Source organism: Microcoleus sp. B3-D7 (genome assembly GCF_036705305.1).
Classification (GTDB): domain Bacteria; phylum Cyanobacteriota; class Cyanobacteriia; order Cyanobacteriales; family Microcoleaceae; genus Microcoleus.
The window spans coordinates 82,302-107,074 of sequence record NZ_JAUBUE010000014.1 but is presented as its reverse complement, the minus strand read 5'-3'; the positions used below and the strand labels follow the sequence as shown (position 1 = coordinate 107,074).

Here is a 24,773-nt window from a genome sequence, read left to right as displayed (position 1 = left end):
CTAACTCTATAACTGTCACAATCTTGGAAATTTAACGAGTTTGCGCCATTTCAAGCAACGAAAAGTCGAGGTTCGATCCTTGGAAAGACAGCTATAGGATAATCTGGCATCTCCTTAAAAATCGCCTGTAAAAATGCCCCTCTAGCAATTTTTTTGCTTAGGCGGCTTTACGTTTCATCATTTCGGGGCGGATTGCGATCGCTTCTTTTCTGAAGTAAAAACGCCAGTTCCAGAATTCTGCGTGCATTTTTCAAGCGCCCTCCTGACGGCCCGCACCCCAACTGTTGCCCTAAACGGGTATCCCCAAATCCTGCCCTAGTGATGGAATAGTTTTTTGAGAGTATCAGATAAATGAAGCGGTGGACTCAGCCGTTGCAACCGGCACGAGTGAGGCGTCCTTCATCTTCGCCGATCGCATAAGGGGCGATCGCTCTCATCACCAGCAGCAAATGCTGAAGCTATCACGCCGACTGAGAATCAACACCGATACACTCACGGCTTTCCCCAAGCACTAAATCACATCTGGCAATTCATCTTCAACAAACCGCAAGCGCGGATATCGGTAAATAGCAACTGTTACCAGTATGGCTAGAATTTCCATCGTAATAAATAGCAAGCCAATACCGCGGCCCGGCCCCACACCAATGATTTGACCGATGCTTCCAGCTAATAAACCGTCCGCCGCCATTAAAGGTTCAAAGATTCGTTCGGCTAGGGGGCCAGCCATAGCATAAGCTAGGGGGATGCACGAGAAACAAATCATATTAATTGTGGCAAAGACTCGGCCTTGAATATCGGGAGCCACTTTTCGGAGCAAAATAGCATCACACCAACCATTGATAAAAGGTAAACTCAAGAAAAACAAGAAGTTAGCTAGAGCGAAAAGGGCAGTATCGGTGCGTAATCCCAATGTTAAGATGCACAGTTGACTGAGAAAGGTAAAACCAAATACACCACGAATTAAGGGTCTTGGCCCTCCCCAAACACTCATCACTACGCTGCCTACTAACATCCCTGCACCGCCAAGGGATTGAATCGTTCCGAGAACGGTAACTGAAGAGAAGGAAAGTACCAGAGGTGTGAATAAAACCTCAATCATTCCGAGTGCAACATTATTGATGGCAAATACAATGAGCAATGCGAACAGTCCAGGGCGAGTGTAAATGTAAGTCCAGCCTTCAATTGCTTCACGCCAGAGTGAAGGTTTCTCATCTTGGAAAACAGTAGCAGTTTTAACATTAGGAAAGCGAACGAGTAACAGAGTTGTTACAGCAAAGAGGAATGTGGCAAAGTCAATTAAAATAATCCCTTGAAGCTCGATGGTTCCTAGCAAGACCCCTGCCAACAGCGGTGAAATTAGCTGGGCGCACGCTTCTGCTGATTGAACCATACCACTAGCACGAGGGAGAAATTCTTTCGGCACTAATGAAGAGGTGGAAGCAGTGTAAGCGGGTAACTGAAACGCTTTGCAGATGGAACTGAGGCTGACAGCCAGGTAGATGTGCCAGATTTGAAGGCTTCCGGTAGCGAGTAATAGGGCGATCGCCACTGTGGTTATCGCCGCGCCGGAGTCAGACAGAATCATGCACCACCGCCGGTTCCATCGGTCAACTAAGGCACCCGCTACCGGGGAAATCAGGATACTGGGCAGCAGAGCCGATAGCAAAATTAGGGAGAATTCGGTGACTGATCCTGTACGCTGGTACACCCACACTCCCAATGCAAAGCTTGTCAGACCCGACCCGATGAGGGATATCAGTTGTCCGAACCAGACGAGAAAAAAAACACCCATTCCACCTTTTAAGGGGCGGAGATTCTTAAGACTACGCATGATGGCTAATTTTTGCTATTTGGCGGTTATTTTGGCTCAACTTCCAACACATAGCCTTCACAATGCAAGTCGGCTGCCTGGAAACCCAATCGTTCTAAACCTTGATAATGCTGCACGCAAGTTTTCAAATTTAGCAATCCTACAGTCGGTTGCATATCCTTAAAACGAGAAGAGAGGAGACTGGACATAACGCAGCCCATGATATTTAGGGGATTGGTAGGCTTAAACTCGTCTGACCATGAATCTTCATCCATGTTTTTCTTCATTGATTCGGGTAGGTAGATGACCGTTTCTATCGGGTCAGGTGCGTGAAGCGCTCCACCTTCGGTAAACAGAATATCTTTGTGTTTCTCAAAGCGCTCGATCGCCTGTTCTGGGGAAAAACAGTGTGGGCCAGAATCATCAACAATTAGAGTGCCTGGTTTCAGCCGCTTGATGTCGAGAATATCTGGGACGTTGGTTGCCCCAATTATTAAGGTAGCATCGTAGATTTCCCGTGGGAGTTCCGATGAAGAGGAAGAGGTAGCGATTTGAACAGAACCTCGAAATCCTAAATCATCGCTCAGTTCGCGTTGAAGATTTTGAAGCGATTCCAGTTTACTGTAAATATCGCACACTATAATCGATTGAGGATGCGGCAAACATTTTAACATCAGGCGCAGAGTATTAATTCCAATTGACCCCAATCCGATGAAAGCGACTTTCTCTCGCTGTAAAGAACGATTACTAATCTGTAAAATTTTCTTAATGGTCAGAACAACAGTAGAGCAGGTAGTAGCGTGTCCCGTAGTGATTTTCGGTAAGTCTGTACGCCCTTCAATAGCTTTTGCAATCGCACGACCGTAATCCGTTGCGGAGGGAATTAAACCCGTTAAGGAAACTGTTTTTGCACCGATTCGCCCTGCCATTTCTAAAGCTTCGACAACCATTTGGACAAGTGTCTGCTGGTCGCTGTATAGTTCATCCTCGAATATAGGGAGGATTAGACCCGCTATTCGACCCCATTTAGTTTCCATAACAGCATCCCACATCGGAAGGTTTTCAAACCACTTTTGAAGGATTTCATTGCGAGTCAAGCTTGTTTCTTTTAGTAAGGAAAAGGGAATATAACCCAGAGCTGCTGAATCAACTGGTGCTATTTTTCCTACAGCTAACAAGGATAGCAAGGAGCGCTGTTCTAGTTTAAAAAATGGAGAGGAGTCTGTGATTTTGGGTAAAGAAGCGGTCATCGGTTTTTCAACTTCGGTTTGAAGTTCTTTTGGGTTGACAGATGACTCAGTGGTGAACAGCGGCTCGATGGCTTTGGCTAATTTAGCTATAGTGGGATGCTCAAATAGAAGCTTGACTGAAACTTTAAGGTTCATCTCTACTGAGAGCTTGGATACGAGTGAAACTGCTTGCAGTGAATGTCCTCCTAGTTCAAAGAAATTATCATTAATGCTGACCTTTTCTAATCCCAGAACTTGAACCCAGATAGCAGCCAGTTTTGCTTCAGTCGGGGTGCCAGGGGCGACAAATTTGTCTTCCGGTTCGTTGTGAAAGTTATCTGGTGCGGGTAAGGCGCGACGGTCTATTTTGCCGTTGGGTGTCAGCGGCAGCGCTTTCATCAGCACAAACGCGCTCGGTATCATGTAATCAGGTAGCTTTTGTTTCAGGTAGTGGCGCAGGTTGCGAGTTACAGTGCGCTGCAACGTTTTCCACAAGTCTTGAGTGTCCAACTGATAATTTACGCTTTGCTCGATTTGAGCCTGTTCGCTGGGTGTAAGATGAAAGCGAATCCCAGCCTGTGGTGGACGTGACCAAACTACTGTCCCAGAAAGCCAGCGCGGTTCGCTCTCTCCAGGTAGTTGCATATGCACGCGGACGCTTTTACCTCGCTCGATAGCTGGCACCCCCACCAAACCAACGCCGCCAGTGGAGATATCCTGTGTGTGGATTGTGAGGGCGTTACCGTCTAGTTCTAGTTGGCATTCACTGTGATAAGGGACACGTTCTGGAATAAGGTTAGAGACTAGATAAGCTACGAGGCGCTTGTTTCCAGGTGCATCTTCTCGGTCAATGGCTGTCACTGAGCGCACGTTCGGATGTTTTGCCAGTACAGCCTCAATTTCTCCGAGTTCGATGCGGAATCCGCGAATCTTCACTTGGTCATCTATCCGACCTAGGTATTCGATATTGCCGTCGCTCAGGTAGCGAACCAAATCGCCAGTTTTGTAGAGACGTTCACCCGGGTGATTACTAAAGGGATTGCGAATGAACCGCTCATCGGTCAAATCGGGACGGTTGAGGTATCCTCGTGCTACACCAGCGCCACCGATGTGCAACTCACCAGGAATACCAATGGGTAAAGGCTGTCTGTTCCCATCTAAAATGTAGGTCTGGACATTACCAAGGGGACGACCGATGGGCAGATCCCTCAATGCCGTATCGTCGGGTGATAACTCGTATATCGTAGCTCCTATAGTCGCTTCTGTTGGGCCGTAATTATTTACCAGACGAACTTGCTCTCCCACACACTCAAGCCAAGTTTTCAGTCGTTCGGGCAGTGCTTTTTCTCCTCCAATGATTATTAAGCGCAATGATGGGGGTAATGCCACCGTTTTTTGACTCAAGAAAGCAGTCAGTTCGTGCCAGTAGGCTGTCGGCAAAGCCATTACAGTGATTCCCCAATTCTTGCACTTTTGCAAAAATCCCTCAATGGAGTCCAGCATGGAATCAGTACGCAAGACAAGCGTTGCACCCGATGTCAAGCTGGTATAGATTTCTTCAGCGCTAACATCAAAACTAATTGAGGAGAATTGGAGAATGCGATCGCACTTCTCTATCTCATACTCAATATTGACGGCAGTGGTATAGTTTATCAAAGATCGATGCTGAATAGTAACTCCCTTTGGTTTTCCAGTAGAGCCAGATGTATAAATAACATAGGCTAAGTTCTCGGCATTTACGCCGCAGGCAGTGTTTTCTTCGCTGTGTTGGGCGATCGCCTCCCATTGTGTATCCAAGCAGACTATTTGTGCTTCATGCTGGGCCAGTCTGTCAACTAATCGTTGTTGAGTCAGCAACACTGGTACAGCCGAGTCTTCTAGCATGAAAGCCAACCGCTCAGACGGGTATGCGGCATCGAGCGGAACGTATGCGCCCCCAGCTTTGAGAATCCCCAGAAGTCCTACTATCATCTCCAGAGAACGCTCGACACAGATGGCAACCAGTGTTTCTGGTTTTACCCCCAGTGCTTGTAAATGGTGTGCTAATTGGTTAGCTTTGGCATTTAGTTCTCGGTAGGTTAGCTGCTCCTCTTTAAAGATTACTGCTACTGCATCTGGTGTTTGTTCTACCTGCGCTTCAAATAATTGATGAATACATAGATTCTGAGGATAGTCTTGTTGAGTTTGATTCCACTCCACTAATAACTTGGATTGTTCAATTGCTGTCAAAATGGGTAAATCTGATAGTCTTTGTTCGGGATTCGCTACAATACCTGCCAATAGCGTTTGCCAATGCTCTATCATTCGAGCAATGGTCGTGGTATCCAAGAGGTCTGTACTATATTCAAAAGCTCCTGTTAATCCCTGCTTGGTTTTCTGTAAAGATAAGCTTAAATCAAACTTAGCCGTATCATTGCTTCCTGGTTCAGATATGTTAAGTTTTAAATCTTGGAGAGTAATATCAGACATTGATTCATGCTCCATATCGAAACTTATTTGAAACAAGGGCGAGTAGCTTAAGTGACGCTCTGGGTGTAGTGCTTCTACTAACTGATCAAATGGTAAGTCTTGATGATCGTAAGCTTCTAAAACAACTTGTTTAACTTGTTGTAATAACTGAAGAAAAGTAGGTTTTTCTGATAAATCTGTACGTAGCACTAAATTATTAACAAAAAATCCAATCATTCCTTGAATTTGAGGGTACTGACGATTAGCAACGCTCGAACCCACAACAATATCGGGGTGATTAGTGTAGCGATAAAGTAATATTTTAAATGCTGTGAGGAGCAACATAAAGAGCGTGACCCCCTGCTGCTGACTCAAATTTACGAGTGCTTCACTGATATCTTGCTCAATGGTAAAAACTTGAGTTTCTCCGCGAAAGGATTGTACAGCAGGTCGGGGACGGTCGGCTGGCAATTCTAACAACGCTGGCATTCCTGCTAGTTTTTGCTGCCAGTAAGCGAGTTGATACTGTAAAACTTCTCCCTGTAACCACTGCTGTTGCCACACAGCAAAGTCTACATACTGAAGACGGATTTCAGGCAGAGTTGGTGTATGAGTCTCAACTAAAGCTGAGTAAATTGTGGTTAACTCTTGAACAAAGATATTGACAGACCAACCATCAAAGATAATGTGGTGGACTGTTAGCAGTAGAACATTTGCTGTTGGAGTAAGCTGAACTAAGTGTGCTCGGAGTAGAGGCTCTTGGGCGAGATTAAACACATACATTACTGACTGAGAAGCTAATTTCTCATATTCAATCTCTCGTTCACTTGCTGGCAGAGGACGAAAATCCACGACTGGCAGCGTAAAATCTCTAGTGGCAGCGATCGCCTGAACGGGTTCTCCATCTACAGCAATAAAGTTAGTGCGTAAGATTTCATGGCGATTGATGAGTAATTGCAAGCTTGACTCTAAAGCTGCAATATTGAGTTGACCGCTAAAATGCAAGCCAAGAGGAATATTATAGAACGCGCTGTTCGGCTGCAATTGGTTTAGGAACCAAAGACGCTGTTGGGCAAAAGAAAGAGGGAAGGTGTTGTTTTCTGTTCTGGATATAGGAGCGATTGTACTGGCATTTTTCTGATTATTGGCTTGGTGCAAAAAGGAGATAATTTCAGCTTTACGCTCATTAATTTCTGACTTGAGAGCAGGGGTGAGTGTCCCTTCAGGAGCGTTGCAACGCAGGCGATCTCCTTCCATAAATAAGTTGATATCCAGCTTGCGTAGATTATTAAGAAACTCAATTGTATTCATCAAAATTCCACCTCTTCTCGGTTATTAATAGTTGTGTTGCTCGTTTCGATATTTTGATTCGCCCAAGAGATTGCTTCAATGTAGCTAGAAATACCCGCTACAGTGGGAGATTCAAACAACTTCGATAAAGGCAGATTCAGCCCAAAGGTATGACTCACTTTTGAGAGCAGTTGAGTCGCCAGTAAAGAATGCCCACCTGATTCAAAAAAATTGTCATTTATACTCACTTTCTCTACTCCCAAGACCTTAGCCCAGATGGATGCTAGTAATTCTTCTGTAGGAGTCCGAGGAGCTACAAAATCTCCTTTTTGAATCAAACTATTGAGGTCTGGTGCTGGCAATGATTTGCGGTCTACTTTGCCATTCGGTGTCACTGGCAAGCACTCCAAAATAACAAAAGCACTAGGCACCATATAGTCTGGTAATTGCTCTTTCAGAAAATGGCGCAGTTCACTAAAAGTGGGTGCTGGTTCCTGAAGAGGGACAATATAAGCCACTAAGCTCTTTTGACCCGGAATGTCTTCTCGAAGCGTAACAGCGACTTGGAGCAAGTTTGGATGTTGGCTGAGTGCTGCTTCGATTTCTCCGAGTTCGATACGAAAACCGCGCACCTTCACTTGGTCATCTATCCGACCTAAGTATTCAATATTACCATCGGGCAGATAGCGAACCTGATCTCCAGTTTTATAAAGGCGCTCAGTGGGAAAGTCACTAAAAGGATTGCGAATAAACCGCTCATCGGTCAACTCAGGACGGTTGAGATACCCCCGTGCTAAACCAGAACCACCGATATGCAACTCACCAGGAATACCAATGGGTACAGGCTGACGATTCCCATCTAAGATGTAGGTTTGGACATTACCAAGGGGACGACCGATGGGCAACTCCTTCAATGTCGTGTCCGCTACCGATAAATCATATATCGTTGCTCCCACAGTAGCTTCTGTAGGGCCGTAATTATTCACCAGACGAACTGGCTGTTCCACACACTCAAGCCAAGTTTTCAGTCGTTCGGGCAGTGCTTTTTCTCCGCCAATGATTATTAAGCGCAATGATGGGGGTAATGCCACCGTTTTTTGACTCAAGAAAGCAGTCAGTTCGTGCCAGTAGGCTGTCGGCAAAGCCATTACAGTGATTCCCCAATTCTTGCACTTTTGCAAAAATCCCTCAATGGAGTCCAGCATGGAATCAGTACGCAATACAAGTGTTGCCCCCGATGTCAAGCTGGTATAGATTTCTTCGGCGCTAACATCAAAACTGATTGAGGAGAATTGGAGAATGCGATCTGACTTCTCTATTTGATATTCAGCGATCGCAACCGTCGTGTAATTAACTAGGGATTTGTGTTCAATTAAAACACCTTTGGGTTTTCCAGTAGAGCCTGATGTGTAAATAACGTAAGCCAAGTTGTTTGACTTGACGCCACTCGAAAGGTTTTCTTCGCTGTAAGCAGCAATTTCTTCCCAATCAGAATCTAGCTTGATAACATGAGCCGAATTTAGAGGAAGTTTCTCTACTAGCTTCTGTTGAGTCAGTAGCACTGGTACTGAGGAGTCTTCTAGCATAAAAGCCAAACGTTCTTTTGGATATGCTGGATCGAGTGGCACATAAGCAGCGCCAGCTTTGAGGATGCCCAATAATCCGATTACCATTTCCAGAGAGCGCTCTACACAAATTCCCACTAAAACTTCAGGTTTTACCCCTAAAGTTTGCAAACAATGTGCTAGTTGATTGGCTTTTGAATTCAATTCTCGATAAGTTATTCGTTCCTGTTCAAAAACCACCGCCACAGCATCAGGAGTTAATTCCACTTGTTCTTCAAACAACTGATGAATGCACCGATCTTGAGGATAATTTTTCTGAGTATGATTCCACTCTATTAACAACTGATGCTGTTGGGTTGCACTCAGCAAAGATAACTCTGAAATTGGTGTTTTTGGATTGGCAACAATTTCTGATAATAATGTTTGTAGATATCCCGTCATCTGAGCGATAGTTGACCCATCAAACAAGTCAGTATTGTATTCCCATTGCCCGATAAAACCAGCATTAGTGTTTTGGAACGATAGATCCAAATCAAACTTAGCATAGCTAGTTTCTCCTATCAAGCGGCTGACTTCTAATGCAGGTAAAGAGAAGTTAGATATCGGCTCATTTTCAACCCCAAACATGACCTGAAATACAGGGGAATGACTTAGAGAACGCTCTGGTTGCAATGCTTCTACTAATTCCTCAAAAGGCATATCTTGATGAGCGTAGGCTTTCAATGTCACTTCTTTGACTTGATGTACTAACTCTTCAAAACTAGGATTTAAGGATAAATTAGTAACTCTCAGAGCTACAGTATTCACGAAAAATCCGATTAGCTGTTCTGTTTCTTGATAATGACGATTAGCGACTGGCGTACCTAATACAATATCATCTTGACCTGATAAGCGATAAAGTAACGTTTGAAATGCTGTTAAAAGCAACATAAATGGGGTAACAGCCATGCGTTTGCAGAGTGAAATAATAGCTTCACTTAGTTCAACAGGAAGTTGAAAAGATTGGTGTGTACCTTGGTAAGTTTGAATTGCTGGTCTTGTGTTCCGGTCTGTTGGTAATTCTAATAAAGCGGGAATCCCTTTGAGTTGTTCCTGCCAATAGTTAAGCTGTGTTTGGAATACTTCACCAGTTAACCAGTTGCGTTGCCAAACAGCAAAGTCAGCATATTGAATGGGTAATTCTGGCAAGACTGGAGTTTGATTATTACATAATGCTGTATAAATTGTGCTTAGTTCTCGTTCGAGTACTTCAATTGACCAGCCATCAGCAATAATATGGTGGAAGACTAATACAAAGATATAGTCTTGTTCACTTAATTTCAGTAAAGAACTTCTTAGTAAAGGTTCTTGTTGAAGGTTGAAAGGTTGATTTGCCAACTGAGTAACTAATCTTTTCGCTTCAATTTCTCTCGCTTCTTTAGATAAAGGTTCTAAATCTATAATCGGTAATTCCAGCTTGAGATTTGCCTGAATAATTTGAACGGCTTTACCATTTTGAGTAGTAAAGTTAGTCCGTAAAGCTTCGTGACGAAGAATAATCTCATTGATACTATCCTCTAAAGCACTGATATTGAGTTGACCGTTTAACCGTAAAATGTTCGGGATGTTGTAGAATCCACTTTCTGGTTGTAATTGGTCGAGGAACCACAATCTAGCTTGGGCAAAAGATAAGGGAATTTCAGTTGTGCGTTGAACTGGTAATATAGGCGGTCTTTGTACAGGGTTTTCGTGACTTAGTAAAATTTGAATCTGTTCTGCTAGTGAGGCAATAGTAGGGGATTCAAATAGGTGGCGTAACGGAACTTCCACAGCTAAACTTGTGCCAATTCTAGAGATAATTTGAGTCGCTAATAAGGAATGTCCTCCTAAGCTAAAGAAATTATCATTAACTCCTATTTGTTTAATTCCTAGTACCTCTGCCCAGATGTTTGCTAATATTTCTTCTAAAGGAGTGCGCGGTGCAACAAAAGTTAATTCGAGTTCCGGTCGAATTTCTGGGGCAGGTAAAGCACGACGGTCTACTTTACCATTTGGGGTTAAGGGTAAGTGTTCCAGTGTGACAAAAGCACTGGGTATCATATAATCGGGTAGTTGCTGTTTGAGGAAATGACGTAGGTCACTAATGCTGAGTGATACTTCTGTTTGGGGAACGAAATAAGCTACTAATTGTTGGGTGTCTGTGGTATTTTTAATGGCAACAACTACAGTTTCTCGTATAGCTGGGTGTTGGATTAATGTTGCTTCAATTTCGCCTAATTCAATGCGGAAACCTCGGATTTTTACTTGGTTGTCAATACGACCGAGAAATTCGATATTCCCATCGGGGAGATAACGGGCTAAATCTCCGGTTTTGTAGAGGCGAGAACCAGATTCGTCATCGCTAAAGGGATTAGGGATGAACTTTTGCTCAGTTAAATCGGGACGATTGAGATATCCTCGGGCTAAACCAACACCCCTAAGATGGATTTCTCCGGGAACCCCAATTGGTACAGGTTGCATCTGCTCATTAAGCAAATAGATTTTTGTATTCATTACAGGCTTACCAATTGGCGTATTGCCGCTTCTCAGTTCAAAAGAGCTAACAGAATACAGAGTGGCACAAATTGTAGTTTCTGTTGGTCCGTAACCGTTAATAATGTGTAATCCTGGGATTCCATTGCTTATGGATATCAACAACCGAGCGGGAATAGGTTCTACTCCTACGAGCAATCTACGCAAAGCAAACTTATCCGCTCCTGGCAAAACCATTTCAGAAAGCTGATTGAGCATGAACGGAGGAATGTAAGCACTGTGAATTTGATGAAAATTTAACCAGTCAAGAAATCTTTGAGTGTCTGAGCGTACATTGTTTGAAACTATATAGAGTGCTCCTCCGGCTAATAACCCTGAAAATATTTCATAGACAGAAACATCAAAACTAATTGCCGTCCATAAGCTACATCTATCCCCGACAGAAAGAGGCTGTTTGCTCTGAAAATCTGTGTATAGGTTAACGACTCCGGTATGACAGCAACAAACTCCTTTTGGCTTTCCTGTAGAGCCAGAGGTGTAGATAACGTAGGCTAAGTTATCTGGCTCTACTCCGCTCGAAGGGTTCTCTTGACCACAGGAAACAATTTCTTCCCAACCAGAATCCAAACAAACAACACGCGCCGAGTGGAGAGGAACCGTCTCTACGAGCTTTGACTGAGTAAGCAGCACTTGTGCAGAAGAATCCTCTAGCATGAAGACTAGCCGTTCCAAAGGATAAGTAGGATCGAGAGGGACATAAGCACCACCAGCTTTGAGGATGCCCAAAATTCCAACAATCATCTCACAGGAACGCTCCACGCAGATGCCCACTAAGACTTCTGGCCCTACACCCAGAGATCGCAGGTAATGCGCCAACTGATTCGCTTTTACATTCAACTCTCGATAAGTTAGTTGCTCCTCTTCAAAAACTACTGCCACCGCATCCGGTGTACGTTCAACCTGTTTTTCAAACAACTGATGGATGCACTTATCAAAGGGATACTCAGCTTCTGTGTTATTCCATTCGACTAATAGCTGGTGTCGCTCCATTTCTGTCAGCAGGGGCAATTCAGAAAGCTTCTGTTTTGGATTGGCTGTGATCGCTTCTAGCAAGGTTTGGAAATGATCTGTCATTTGAGCGATGGTAGTCTCATCAAACAGATCCGAGTTGTATTCCCATTCTGCTACCAATCCATCAGCCGTATTCTCCATTGATAGGGTCAAATCAAACTTGGCTGTGACGATTTCCACGGAATACGAGCTTACCGCTAAATCAAGCAGTTCCATAGAAGGTACTCCTCCGTCCTCAAAAGCAAACATCACCTGGAATAGAGGCGTGTAGCTTAAATTGCGTGTTGGTTGCAGTGCTTCTACTAACTGCTCGAAAGGTAGGTCTTGATGGGCGTAACCTTGCAGTGCCACTTCCCGAACTCGATTGAGTAACTGCTCAAAACTAGGGTTGCCGCCAAGGTCGGTACGCAGGACTAAAGTATTGACAAAAAAGCCGATTATCCCTTCAAGTTCCCGTCGGTTGCGACCCGCTACAGGCGTCCCTACTACGATGTCATCTTGCCCTGAGTATCGGTAGAGAAATGTCTGAAACGCTGCCAAAAGCGTCATAAACAGAGTGACTCCCGCTCGCTTACTCAACGTGGTAAGTTCCGCGCTCAATTCTTTGGAAAAGGCTGCATAGTAATATCCTCCCCGGAAGGTTTGAACAGCCGGTCGCGCTCGGTCTGTGGGCAATTCTAATAAATTCGGAGCGCTCTTGAGTTGTTCCTTCCAGTAGTGAAGTTGGGTTTCTAGTATTTCTCCAGTTAGCCACTGCCTTTGCCAAACCGCAAAGTCGGCATATTGTACTGGTAACTCTGGTAAAACTGGAGACTTTCCCGTACAGAAAGCTTGGTAAAGTTCTGTTAGTTCTCTTACAAATACGCCGAGCGACCAACCATCAGAAATAATGTGGTGCATGGTGAGCAGTAAAACGTATTCTGTTTCACCTAGCTGTAGCACCCCCCCTCGGAGTAAAGGCTCTTGCTCCAGGTTAAAATGTCGATTCGCTTCCACCATAGCTAATCGTTTCGCTTCAATTTCTCGTTGGCTCTCAGAGAGGTGCAACAAGTTCACAACTGGTAGTTGAAAACTAAGACTTGAGGCGATAACTTGAACGGGTTGACCTTCTACTGTCGCAAAGTTGGTGCGTAAGGCTTCATGCCGCCGGATAATTTCGTTGATAGCTTTCTGTAGCGCCGCTATATTGAGCTGACCGAAAAGACGTAACGCAAGCGGGATGTTGTAGAATGCACTGTCTGGCTGTAATCGATCGAGGAACCACAACCTCGTTTGAGCGAAAGATAATGGGATGGACTCTGACCTTGCAATTGGTAGAAGAGGCAGAGCTTCTACAAATTTTCCGTTTTTGAGCGCTATCTCAACCCGCGAAGCGAATTCGGCAATCGTGGGAGCTTCAAACAAACTGCGTAATGGTAATTCGATGGATATTGTATCGCGCACTCTTGAAATTACTTGGGTTGCTAATAGGGAATGTCCGCCCAAGGTAAAGAAATTGTCATGAACGCCTACAGAGTCAATTAAGAGGATGTTACCCCAAATGCTCGCTAGCATTTCCTCAATTGGAGTTCGGGGAGCGACAAGAGACTCTTCCAGTTCTTTCCGCAAATCAGGGGCGGGTAGAGCCCGACGGTCTACTTTTCCATTGGGTGTTAGTGGTAGTGCCTCCAGAACGACAAAAGCACTTGGCACCATGTACTCCGGCAGTTGTTGTTTGAGGAAGTGGCGCAGGTCAGTAATTGTGGATGTTCCTTCCTGTTGTGGAACAACATAAGCTACTAATTGCTTATTATCTGCAACGAAATCTTTGGCGATAACCGCAGTCTCTCTTACACCGGGATGCTGGCTGAGTACCGCTTCAATTTCTCCTAGTTCGATACGGAATCCGCGTATTTTTACTTGATTATCGATGCGACCAATAAATTCGATGTTGCCATCTGGTAGATAACGAGCTAAGTCGCCAGTTTTGTATAGGCGAGAATTTGGTTCATCGCTAAAAGGGTTGGGGATAAATTTCTCTTGAGTTAAATCAGGACGGTTGAGGTAGCCTCGTGCTAACCCTAAACCAGCAATGTGAAGTTCACCGGGAACACCGATGGGAACGGGTTGTTTATGGCGATCGAGAATATAGATTTGGGTGTTGGCGATGGGACGACCAATGTGAGGTGACGTATTCTGTATGCCATCCCTTTCCACTAATCCAGAAGTCGTGACCACAGTGTTCTCGGTTGGCCCGTAGTTATTGACTACTTTAAAAGGAATTGAAGCTGATGGATGCTGATGAAGTTTATCTCCACCCGTCAACATAATTCGTAAGGCTCCGTCAGAGGGCCATTGAAGAGACAACAACTTTTCTGCTATTGGGGTAGGGACAAAAGTAATTGTTATCTCTTTGGTCAAGAGCCAGTCGCGCAGTTTTTCTGGAGACAGAAGAATCTCTGGCTTGATTAAATAAATACTTGCTCCCGATGCTAAATAAGGCCATACTTCCCAGACGGAAGCATCAAATGCAGTTCCAGCTAGCTGAGTAGCTCGATCTGACGATGTTATTTCAAAAGCGTGTTGGTGCCAAAAAACTAGATTTAACAGTCCTGAATGGGGAATTAAAACCCCTTTGGGCTTTCCGGTTGAGCCAGAGGTATAAATCACATAAGCCAAGTTTTCTGGTGTCACGCCAGTTATGGGAGACAGATCGGGCATCACAGAGATTTCTTCCCAATCAGAATCTAAGCAAACTACCCGTGCTTGATGTTCTGGTAACGAGGCGACCAGTTGTTTCTGAGTCAATAGAACTGGTAGCTGCGAATCATCGAGCATATAGGCGATGCGCTCAACCGGGTAGGCGGGGTCTATGGGGACGTAAGCACCGCCAGCTTTGAGAATGCCTAGTATTCCCACAATGGCATCAAGAGAACGTTCGACACAAATGCCCACTAAAACTTCTGTGCCAACTCCGCGAGAGCGCAAGTAGTGTGCCAACTGATTTGCTTTTGCATTCAACTCTCGATAAGTCAGTTGTTCCCCTTCAAACATTACTGCCACAGCGTCAGGCGAATTCTCAACCTGTTCTTCAAATAATTGATGAATGCACTTATCCTGGGGATACTCAGCTTCTGTGTTATTCCATTCGACTAATAGCTGGTGTCGCTCCATTTCTGTCAGCAGGGGCAATTCAGAAAGCTTCTGTTTTGGATTGGCTGTGATCGCTTCTAGCAAGGTTTGGAAATGATCTGTCATTTGAGCGATCGTGACATCATCAAACAAGTCGATATTGTATTCCCACTCCCCGATAAGTCCCGATGCAGTCTTCTCTATAGACAAAACCAAATCAACCCGCGCCATGCCAGTTTCTACTGCTAATGGACTTACCCTTAAGCCTTCCATTTGGATTTCAGGTAATTCATCGAGCAGCATGAACATCACCTGGAACAGTGGTGTGTAACTCAAAGAGCGTTCTGGCTGCAATATCTCTACTAATTTCTCAAACGGTAGCTCTCGATTAGCGTAGGCTCCCAGTGTTACTTTTCGTACCCTAAACAGTAAATCTTCAAAGCTTGGGTTTTCTGCCAAACAAGTGCGTAACACTAGCGTATTAACAAAATATCCAATCAAATCCTTAAATTCGGAGCGATCGCGATTCGCAATGGGCGAACCGACTACAATATCATCTTGCCCTGTATAACGGTAAAGTAATGTTTGAAACGCCGTTAAGAGCGTCATAAAAATAGTCACTTTTTGCCGCCGACTTAAATCGAGCAGAGCTTCGGTGAGAGGCTTTGGAATGACAAATCTATAATGTTTTCCTCGAAAAGTTTGTGTAACTCCTCGCGCTCGGTCAGTGGGCAGTTCTAATAGAGGTGGGGCATCTAATAGTTGTTCTTTCCAATAAGTTTGTAGGGAATCTAATACCTCACATGTCAAGTATTGCCTCTGCCAAACTGCAAAGTCTGGATACTCAGCCGGGAGTGGAGGTAATTCTTGGGATAAGTCATTGTAGAAAGCTGCTAACTCCCGCCACATAACACCTAATGACCAACCATCCCAGACAATGTGGTGAGTTCTCAGCAAGAATATATATTCTATGTCTGTTAGCTTAAGTACGGTCACTTGGATTAAGGGGTCGCTAACTAAGTCAAAGGGCTTTTGGGCTTGTTCCGTTGCTAATTGTTGGACTTCTGTTTCTCTGTCACTAGCAGGTAGATTGCTTAAGTCTATAACTGGCACTGTCAAAATCAAGCTTTCAGCAATGACCTGAACTGGCTGACCGTTAACCGTCGTAAAGTTTGTTCGTAAAGCTGCGTGGCGATCAACGATTTTGTTCAGGCTTTGCTCTAGTCTAACGATGTTTAGTACGCCCAAGAATCGTAAAGCAAATAGTTCGTTGTAAGAAACGTTATTTGGATCTAACTGGTTCAAAAACCACAGTTGTTCTTGGGGAAAAGATAGAGGTATGTCCCGTTTTTCTGAGACGGGTACAATTGTTCGGTCAGCATCGTTCGCGCTTGTCTTGTTCTGGGATAGCAACGAGATAATTTTTGCTTTATTTAATACCAGGAAATCCCGCTCTTCTGATGTCATTGCCCCCTTGGGAGCGCGAAAACGCAACGTATCGCCTTCTACCCACAATTTGATACCGCGTTCGGCAAGTGCAGCTAAAAATTGATTGAGGTTCATAGTGCGCCTTCCTCCATCTCATAGGAACGGAGTTCGCCACGTCTGCGGACATCCAGCGTCGCGCAATGGAAAGAACCCATGAAAGGATAGTAACTCTCAAACTCGCAAGGAATCGGTTTAAACCCCCAGTCTTTTAATGCTTGAATCGTAGATTCCTGTGATTTTTCCACGATTACTCGCTCTTCGTCGAGACTGAGTACGTTCATATTGACCCACTGACTGATCACTTTTGTGTCATAAAGTGTCATCGGCGTTCGGTTCGGTTTAGGTGCCAGCAGGATATCCCAAGATTTGAAGTAGTCAGGCAAATTGTCAACATCTATGAAAAGCGGATTTACTAACACTTTTCCAGGAGCGAGGGGAACTAGAGTGGTGTCAATATGCAAGGCTTGTGGGCAAAGTGACTGAAGCTCGTGAACTCGATATTCATCGCCCAGGTGCCGTCGCACCCATTCAATCCCAAGACTGTTAGTAACGTGACTCTTCTGGACAAAAATATCTCGTCCAAAGCGTACAAAGTCTGCGGCATCAAAAGTTGGCTCAAACTCAGTGATTACAAAGCGCCTTTCCTCACCTGGAGCAGGAGTTTTGTAATCTGGGTCGTATTGTGAATCAAGTAGCTGTGGTTTGGGAGCCGCAACCCACTTAGCTCCTCCCTTTAAGTATTCTTTAAGTAGGGAACGATAAGCCCACGACTCGAAATAACGACTGCGATCGGCCATTGGAGCTTCAATAATCTCATTCCCAATTACCAAGAAAACGTCGCGGGGATTGGCTGAACAAAAGCCATTCATTACTTCCCAATCAGGTGTGCGGAAGGAAGCAGAATAATCAACAACATCAGGCCGACGTACAACAACTCCTTCGGATTCAAGAATATGAGCAAATTCATCGACACACTTGCTAGCAGCCTGAATCAGCCACTCTGGATAGGGGAGGGGCTGTTTCTCTGTCCGCTTGCTCAGGCTTTCCATTTGTTTCTCCTGACCGGGAAGCACGGTAGCGCGATGAATGGTATGCCAGGAGGGAACCATCGCCCCATCGACGATGCCAACAATTACCTCTTCAAGTGGGTCCCATTCATTGTAGGAACACACGGGAGATGGATTAGTAACCGTGGCTGATTGATGGAACGATTTGGGGGAAGCGAACTCAGTTACTGTAGTTTTTTTGTTATGCGAGGGCTCCTTGTGTGGCTGCTCAGTGCGTAAAAGTTCTAGCTGTTGAGACATTAATTGAAGTTGCTGCGAGATAATTCTTTCTACATTCGTCTCATGTTCTACGTTCTCATTGGATCTATTCATTGCTTTACCTTTGGGGACTGATACAGGTGCATTCAAGCTTTTTGTTTGAGCAAACAATTGGGACGATTTATCAGACTCTATAGCAGGCTTCGGGGGTACACTGCTTAGCTCTAACTCAGGATGTTGCGAGCTTTTTTGCTCTTGTTTTGAGGATAAATTTTGCTCAATGTAGGTAGCTAGAGTCTCGATTGTTTCTAATTCTTCAAAAAACTGTTGAGCTTCAACTTGAACTCCAAAGGTATTTTGAATAAGTCGCATAGCTTCTAAAAGAAGTAATGAATCCATGCCCAATTCTAAGAAAGTGATGGAGACATCTATTTCTTCGATTTCTATATGTAGCAACTTGGCTACCAAAGAACGTAAATTTGAGCTAATACTACCCAATCGTTTGTTTTTTAACTCTGTATCTTCCTGCTTATTTCGCTCCGGTATGTTTATCTCTAAATCAGATTGTTCTATTTCTAATTTCTTGAAAGCCATCTTTTCAGCGTCTTCCTCTAGACTCTTACGATCTACCTTGCCGTTAGGTGTTAATGGTAGGGCATGTCGCATAATGAACACTCCTGGTATCATGTAATCGGGCAGTTTTTCAAAAAGAAAACCGCGCAGATCGCTACGAGATATAACTTTCGAGTTTTTGGGGACAATATATGCTACTAAATATTTGTGGCCTGTAACATCTTGTGACACCACGACCACAGCTTCTAAAACTGCTGGATGTTGTCTTAATATCGCCTCAATTTCACCCAGTTCGATTCGGAAACCGCGAATCTTTACCTGATTATCAATCCGACTGAAAAATTCGATGTTCCCATCGGGGAGATAACGGGCTAAATCTCCAGTTTTGTATAGGTACTCACCTGGAGAATCGCTAAAGGGGTTGGGAATAAATTTCTCATCAGTCAAATCGGGACGGTTAAGATAACCTCGCGCTAAACCAACACCGCCGATATGAAGTTCTCCCGGAACGCCTATCGGTACGGGTTGGTTTTGAGTGTCGAGAATGTAGATTTTGGTGTTAGCGATGGGACGCCCGATGGGCGGTTTTTGGTTCCCATCACTGCAAAGGGCGACGGTAGCCCAAACAGTAGCTTCTGTTGGCCCATAGGCATTGAAGAACCGACGCCCTGGTGCCCAACGCGCCACGATGTTAGTGCTGCAAGCTTCCCCTGTAGCGATGATTGTCTGCAATGCCGGAAACTCTTCGGCAGGCAGCACCGCCAAAACTGTTGGTGGTAAGGCAACAGTCGTGATGGCACAACTCTTGCACAGCTCAATCAAAGCAGACCCCGGTATTAAAGAACTCCGCTGAGCCAGTACCAGTGTCGCTCCCGACACCAAAGCCATGACAACCTCCCCAACTGAAACATCAAAACTAAAGGAGGCAAACTGAAGAATGCGGCTCTTTGGCTGCACGTCGAATAGCTGAATCGTTGATATGGCTAAGTTACATATCCCAGAGTGCGCCAATAATACGCCCTTCGGTTTTCCTGTAGACCCTGATGTGTAGATAACATAGGCTAGGTTATCTGGCTTTACTCCGCTCGAAGGGTTCTCTTTACCACAGAAAGCAATTTCTTCCCAATCAGAATCCAAGCAAACAACACGCGCTGAGTGTGGGGGAAGCGTCTCTACAAGCTTCGACTGAGTAAGCAGCACTGGTGCAGAAGAATCTTCCAGCATGAAGCCCAGCCGTTCTAAAGGATAAGCAGGATCGAGAGGGACATAAGCACCACCAGCTTTGAGGACACCCAACAGTCCCACGATCATCTCGATGGAGCGTTCCAGACAAATCCCTACCAAAACTTCTGGCCCTACGCCCAACTCTTGCAGGTAATGTGCCAGTTGATTTGCTTTTTCATTCAATTCGAGGTACGTTAGCTGCTCCCCTTCAAAAACAACCGCTATGGCATCAGGCGTCCGTTTTACCAGCTCCTCAAATAGCTGGTGGATACACTTATCGTGAGGATATTCTCTTGTAGTGTTATTCCACTCTATTAATAACTTATGCCGTTGAGCATCTGTTAAACTTTCTTCGCTTCTAAGTTCCTGTTCAGGCTTAAATGCTGGGATTTCTGATTTATTAAAAGGAGCTACCATGTGTCTAAGTTCAATTACAAATAAGAGAGTTGCGGGAGCGAGCGTGACATTGAGGGCAATTTTGTAGTGGCAATCCGTTGGCTTGCCCCTAACCGAGTTTGTAAAGGCGTAAGTCTTGGGAAAGCTAAACGGGAAAACCTAGGCCTAACACCTAATCAAGCAAAGAAAGGGAAAACAGGATACCGCCCTCGGTATAAGAGGTGTACAACGGCTAACAGGAATATCCGGGAAGTTTTTTTTCAATAAAGTTAAACTTTACCCAAAGCTCAAAGTCGTTGCAAATAATGCCTGAAGTTACGGCTTGTGCCACTTCTAAATTTTCTCGCATATAGGTACTTCCGGTGTAATTAAGAAGGGTCCTACTCCTGGTAATTAGATAATTTGTTTGATCAATGGGCAGGGATTCGGATAAACGCTGAATTCTTCTCCAACCGCAGCCTATTCCGGCACGTTGCTATTGTTGGATGGTTTTATTAAGCAATAGGTAAATTATGCTATTGCTGTTGTGTTCGTAGATCCCTCGCCTTCACTTAGAAGACAGTCAACTGCACCGACTGTCCTCCTATATTTTTCAGCACCTTTCAAAAAGTTGGCTCGGTACGAAATTTCTTGCCGGACGCTGCTATTGCACCCATACGTCCGCTGTTGAATGCCTTGGTCGCAGTAATACTCGGATTTTTCGAGCTACTACCCTCTGTAGATTCAATTTAATCTTTTTGCAAGCGTTACTCCTCAGTTTGTTTATTTGTCATCTATCTTTAGACATAGTTAGCTTAATTCTTTGGATAGATGCCTGTCAAGGGAAATCAATAAAACTTGTGTAAAGGAAACGTCATGGAAGGTAAAAATTCAACATTTCCTGGTTTGGACGTGAGTAGCGTAGAAAAAGCTTGAGAAGAAATGCCCCAATTTACATTCACTTCTAGAGCAAATAGTTCTGGAGATAATTGGTACATCCTTATATCCCTCCGTCCATAGGGGATTTACTGATATAAAAATGATGGACGCACTATTCTGTAAATTACGAGCTAAACAATAGCCGTAATTTCACGCTCGACGTGCGATCATACACGCTCTGAACAATATGGTAGTAATTAAGTAGAAGTCCCTTGTGTAGCGTGAAACCCTGATTATAACTGTATCGTTCAAAAGCTATGAAAGTCTATTAATTGCTTCCACAGGTTGTGAAACGGCATCTTATCTCTATAATACTTCCTCTCCCCCGCCTTTGTAAGTCGGAAAAGTCGGATCGTAAAGTCGGAAAAGTCGGATCTTGCATAATCTATCGAACTCAGGTTCCTACAACTTTAGCTAGCCAGACGGGAATCCCCACACTATATCGCTTCGATTAGTGTGGGATGAAAGTCGCGTTTCGCTGTGGATTCCACCGTCAACCAATTCAAAACATAGTTTTGAATTGGTTGACGGGTGGATGACGAGACAAACAAACTCTTTATTTAATGGGTCTATTTTCTCCTTTGTACTTGACAGTAAATAACGCATTCTGGTACAGTAACACTAATTGATGCGTACCGACTGCGATCCAATATTTGCCAATTAATGAGAACGGCTTACCAGTACAAACTACGTCCAACAAAACAGCAAGTCATTGAGCTAGACAGATGGCTATCCATGCTGTCTGCTCAATACAATTACCTGTTGGCTGATAGATTTAATTGGTACGAACAAAATCGCTCTCCTGTTAACGCCTGCAATCTCGTCTGTTACCTACCTGAACTGCGAGACAATCCCGATTATTGGTCGCAAAAGAAAACGTTACCTCAACTCAAGAAAACACATCCTTGGTATAGCGAAATATATTCGCAAGTCCTTCAGGATGTAGTTAAGCGAGTTAAGACAACATTTGACCGTTTCCTAAAAGGTGATAGCAGCGGAAAACGCAGCGGAAAACCTCGATTCAAAGCTCGCAGCCGCTATCGCACCTTTACTTATCCGCAAATGAAAGAGGGATGCTTACAGGGCAACTTGATTAACTTGCCGATGTTTGGGAAAGTTAAAGTTGTCTTGCACCGTCCTATCCCTGACGGGTTCAAAATCAAAACCGCATCTGTCACCAAGAAAGCTGATGGTTATTACCTTACGCTCTCCCTAGAAGACAAGACAGTTCCAGAGATAAAGCCAGACTTTAATCCTCGCTCGATAACAGGTATTGACGTGGGATTGAAGGATTTTTTGACAACATCTGAAGGCGAAACAGTCGCCCCGCCCCAATATTACCGTCAAGAACAAAAATGCTTGCGAACTATTCAAAAGCGAGTGTCACGTCGCAAAAAGGGGAGCAATAGCAGGCTTAAAGCTATTAAGCAACTGGGCAGACAACACAAGAAGGTTGCAGATAAAAGAAAAGATTTCCACTTCAAGACAGCTAATTGGCTGCTGTCAAAATATGACGTAATCGCACACGAGGATTTAAACATCAAAGGTCTAGCTCGTACAAGGTTGGCTAAATCTGTGTTGGACGCTGGGTGGTCAAGTTTTCTGTCGATACTGACAAACAAAGCCGAAAACGCGGGTTTGTTGGTTGTCCCAGTAAGTGCCCATAATACTTCACAAGATTGTTCTAATTGCGGCGAGAAAGTACCAAAAAAGCTGCATATTCGTTGGCATGACTGTCCTCACTGTGGGTGCAGTCTAGACCGTGACCATAATGCCGCAATAGTAATCAAAAATAGAGCGGTGGGGCAACCCGTTCTTAAAGCTCAGTTAATGTCCTATGCAATAGCAGGAGTCACTGAGAAGCCTACACCATACTGTACGCCTGTGGTGTAGGAGTTGTCACGGAACTGTGTAGGACTGTTGCAGGACAGCTATCAAAACCAGACAATGCTATGGCTGCGGTGGTGGGACACCGAGGGCAATTTGCTGCTGACAGGTGCAGAACTAGCCTCTAGAACCCAACAAGCACTTTTTGATAATTCCTCGGCTGTTGGGAATGGGATTGAATGCAGAGCAAGTGGGATACGCCCTGGGTTTATCAGTAGAGTTCGTCAGGCAGCATTCCCAATCTTGATGCAGCTAAATTTGGCTTTCCCGCACAAGAATTGTGGATTCTCAATCTAGCAAACCTTGCAGTGCATCCAGCTATCGCCGTCACTCCCTAAAAAACCAAGGACTCTCGTGGTCAGGGGGTAAATTTTTACCCAACTGTCAAGCTCTGCGAGACAACAACATTTTAGTCGATAGATTGTCAGAGTTAGCCAGACAACAAAATTGAACCCGACTGTCAAGCTTTGTCTGACAACAACATTTTGCCTTATTATCGAAGTCTCGTTTTCAGCCTCAACGGAGCGCAAAAACCAGACAGGCCAGCCTCAACTTTATTACTTGCCTAACGGCTGCTATGCTACAAAATCGCTTCATAAATTTTAGCTACCTGCCAATTTTCTCACACTTGCTCAACTTGATTTTTAATTCAATTCCGATACCGGAACTTGACTATTAAATCAATTCGGATTTTGTTAAAAACGCTAAAAAATTAGCTAATTGTTGCGTCAGCTAAAGTCAGGGATTTGCAGTATAAAGTCAGGGATTTGCAGTATAAAGTCAGGGATTTGCAGGTATTTGCAGGAACTGCACTTTACCTGTATTTACCGGAAAATATCCTGCTTTCCGTCTGACTTTTTCGGTCAAATTACTGCTTTTTTGTGTCGAGCGTACATTTGCCTGTTGAGGCAGGTTATGACTGTTCTTGATTAGTAGCAAGCAATGTTTTTGTGATCACAAACCGTGACTAATGCGTGCAGAGAAAAAATAATGCACTCTTATGAATGGGGCATCATAGGTGTTAAATAGCTTGATTTTTACCCGATCTGAGACTGTGCCGGCTGCTCACATTGCTCCTGTTGTTGTGACAACTTCGTAGCAGCACTGGCATCAATTCCTCCCGTCACATCTGGGTAGCGATCGGCTTGAGCGACAGCTCGATCGCCCATGACGGAGCTCATAGAATCAAACAGACGAGCGGCTACCAATCTGGCGTCGTATCTTCAGCTATTGAAGAGGATTTTGCGGCGGCAACCGACGCGGGCCTTTCTTGCATCGGTCGATATTGTGGCGATCGTCGGCAAAACGCAATTTGAAGAGTTTAAGCAGCTAAAAGGTGAGGGGCGATCTCATAAAAACGTATAAAAACGCATAAAAACGCATATTGCCGAAAGTTTTCCTAGGTCTGCCACTCTTTGATTTTTCCTTGCTGACCACGGAGAGACCAGGAGCGATCGCCTTGTTGGGCAGCCTGATTGCTCCGGCTTGATTCCCCGGTAAATCGATAGGGAATAAGAAATTACTATTTCTATAAATGGATAGGCGGGGAAATTTGATTTACTTGATCGGCGTTGCAACGATCGCAGACGCTCTCGCCCTTAAGACACCGTATTAGGGTCTGCTCTTAACCTGCCTTCCTACCAACAGTTTAGCCGATTGCAAAGCGCGGGCCCGACAACAGCAATTTATGCAACTGCCAAGGCTGACATAACGGCTGCTGTGTTGCCAATTTTCTCATACTCCTTATTTGATTTTTTATTCAATTTAGATAACGGCTACTGTGTTGCCAATTTTTTCGCACTTGCTTAAATTGATTTTTAATTCAACTCAGGTATCGTAACTTGATTATTAAATCAATTCGGATTTTGTTAAAAAGGCTAAACAATTAGCTAATTGTTGCGTCAGCTAAAGTCAGGCGTTTGCAGTATAAAGTCAGGCGTTTGCAGTATAAAGTCAGGCGGAAAGCAGGTATTTGCAGGGGGTGCAC

Annotated in this window: 9 protein-coding genes and 1 pseudogene; 4 read left to right on the top strand and 6 right to left on the bottom strand. The window is 44.4% G+C overall.

Annotated elements, in window-relative coordinates:
- The first annotated feature begins 359 nt into the window (after positions 1 to 359).
- Entirely contained in the window at positions 360 to 515 is a 156-nt protein-coding gene (locus QUB25_RS12725; RefSeq protein WP_333183599.1) for a hypothetical protein, read from the top strand.
- Here QUB25_RS12725 and QUB25_RS12720 read toward each other — a convergent pair.
- From QUB25_RS12720 to QUB25_RS12700, 5 genes are all read right to left on the bottom strand, one after another.
- Positions 512 to 1,831 (bottom strand): MFS transporter, encoded by a 1,320-nt coding sequence (locus tag QUB25_RS12720; protein WP_333183598.1) that lies wholly within the window; start codon positions 1,829 to 1,831, stop codon positions 512 to 514. The genes QUB25_RS12725 and QUB25_RS12720 overlap by 4 nt on opposite strands.
- Before the next feature lie 26 nt (positions 1,832 to 1,857).
- On the bottom strand, positions 1,858 to 6,798 hold the full coding sequence (locus QUB25_RS12715; RefSeq protein WP_333183597.1) for an amino acid adenylation domain-containing protein: 4,941 nt from the start codon (positions 6,796 to 6,798) through the stop codon (positions 1,858 to 1,860).
- Positions 6,798 to 16,598, bottom strand: coding sequence for an amino acid adenylation domain-containing protein (locus QUB25_RS12710; protein WP_333183596.1), 9,801 nt, complete (start codon positions 16,596 to 16,598; stop codon positions 6,798 to 6,800). The genes QUB25_RS12715 and QUB25_RS12710 overlap by 1 nt, the downstream gene beginning before the upstream one ends.
- Positions 16,595 to 20,002 (bottom strand): amino acid adenylation domain-containing protein, encoded by a 3,408-nt coding sequence (locus tag QUB25_RS12705; protein ID WP_333183595.1) that lies wholly within the window; start codon positions 20,000 to 20,002, stop codon positions 16,595 to 16,597. Before QUB25_RS12705 ends, QUB25_RS12710 begins: the two co-directional genes overlap by 4 nt.
- Positions 20,003 to 20,808: 806 nt before the next feature.
- Positions 20,809 to 20,958, bottom strand: coding sequence for a hypothetical protein (locus QUB25_RS12700; RefSeq protein ID WP_333142294.1), 150 nt, complete (start codon positions 20,956 to 20,958; stop codon positions 20,809 to 20,811).
- A gap of 604 nt (positions 20,959 to 21,562) precedes the next feature.
- Between QUB25_RS12700 and QUB25_RS12695 the strand changes: the two genes are divergently transcribed.
- A complete protein-coding gene (locus tag QUB25_RS12695; protein ID WP_333183594.1) occupies positions 21,563 to 22,792 on the top strand; it encodes a transposase in 1,230 nt (409 codons plus the stop codon).
- Between the two features lie 18 nt (positions 22,793 to 22,810).
- Positions 22,811 to 23,033, top strand: a pseudogene (locus QUB25_RS12690) (Uma2 family endonuclease); the annotation flags it as partial.
- Positions 23,034 to 23,823: 790 nt separating this feature from the next.
- On the opposite strand, the gene QUB25_RS12685 reads toward QUB25_RS12690, so the two are convergent.
- On the bottom strand, positions 23,824 to 23,967 hold the full coding sequence (locus QUB25_RS12685) for a hypothetical protein (protein ID WP_333183593.1): 144 nt from the start codon (positions 23,965 to 23,967) through the stop codon (positions 23,824 to 23,826).
- On the opposite strand from QUB25_RS12685, the gene QUB25_RS12680 reads away from it, so the two are divergent.
- Positions 23,954 to 24,151, top strand: coding sequence for a hypothetical protein (locus QUB25_RS12680; RefSeq protein WP_333183592.1), 198 nt, complete (start codon positions 23,954 to 23,956; stop codon positions 24,149 to 24,151). The two genes, QUB25_RS12685 and QUB25_RS12680, sit on opposite strands and share 14 nt — an antisense overlap.
- Positions 24,152 to 24,773 lie beyond the last annotated feature (622 nt).

What these genes read in the sequence shown, in the direction of transcription:
- QUB25_RS12705 (WP_333183595.1), bottom strand. Translation starts at nt 20,002, where the DNA reads ATGGTAGCTCCTTTTAATAAATCAGAAATCCCAGCATTTAAGCCTGAA.
- QUB25_RS12715 (WP_333183597.1), bottom strand. Translation starts at nt 6,798, where the DNA reads ATGAATACAATTGAGTTTCTTAATAATCTACGCAAGCTGGATATCAAC.
- QUB25_RS12685 (WP_333183593.1), bottom strand. Translation starts at nt 23,967, where the DNA reads ATGAGCTCCGTCATGGGCGATCGAGCTGTCGCTCAAGCCGATCGCTAC.
- QUB25_RS12695 (WP_333183594.1), top strand. Translation starts at nt 21,563, where the DNA reads ATGAGAACGGCTTACCAGTACAAACTACGTCCAACAAAACAGCAAGTC.
- QUB25_RS12710 (WP_333183596.1), bottom strand. Translation starts at nt 16,598, where the DNA reads ATGAACCTCAATCAATTTTTAGCTGCACTTGCCGAACGCGGTATCAAA.
- QUB25_RS12720 (WP_333183598.1), bottom strand. Translation starts at nt 1,831, where the DNA reads ATGCGTAGTCTTAAGAATCTCCGCCCCTTAAAAGGTGGAATGGGTGTT.
- QUB25_RS12680 (WP_333183592.1), top strand. Translation starts at nt 23,954, where the DNA reads ATGACGGAGCTCATAGAATCAAACAGACGAGCGGCTACCAATCTGGCG.
- QUB25_RS12700 (WP_333142294.1), bottom strand. Translation starts at nt 20,958, where the DNA reads ATGTACCAATTATCTCCAGAACTATTTGCTCTAGAAGTGAATGTAAAT.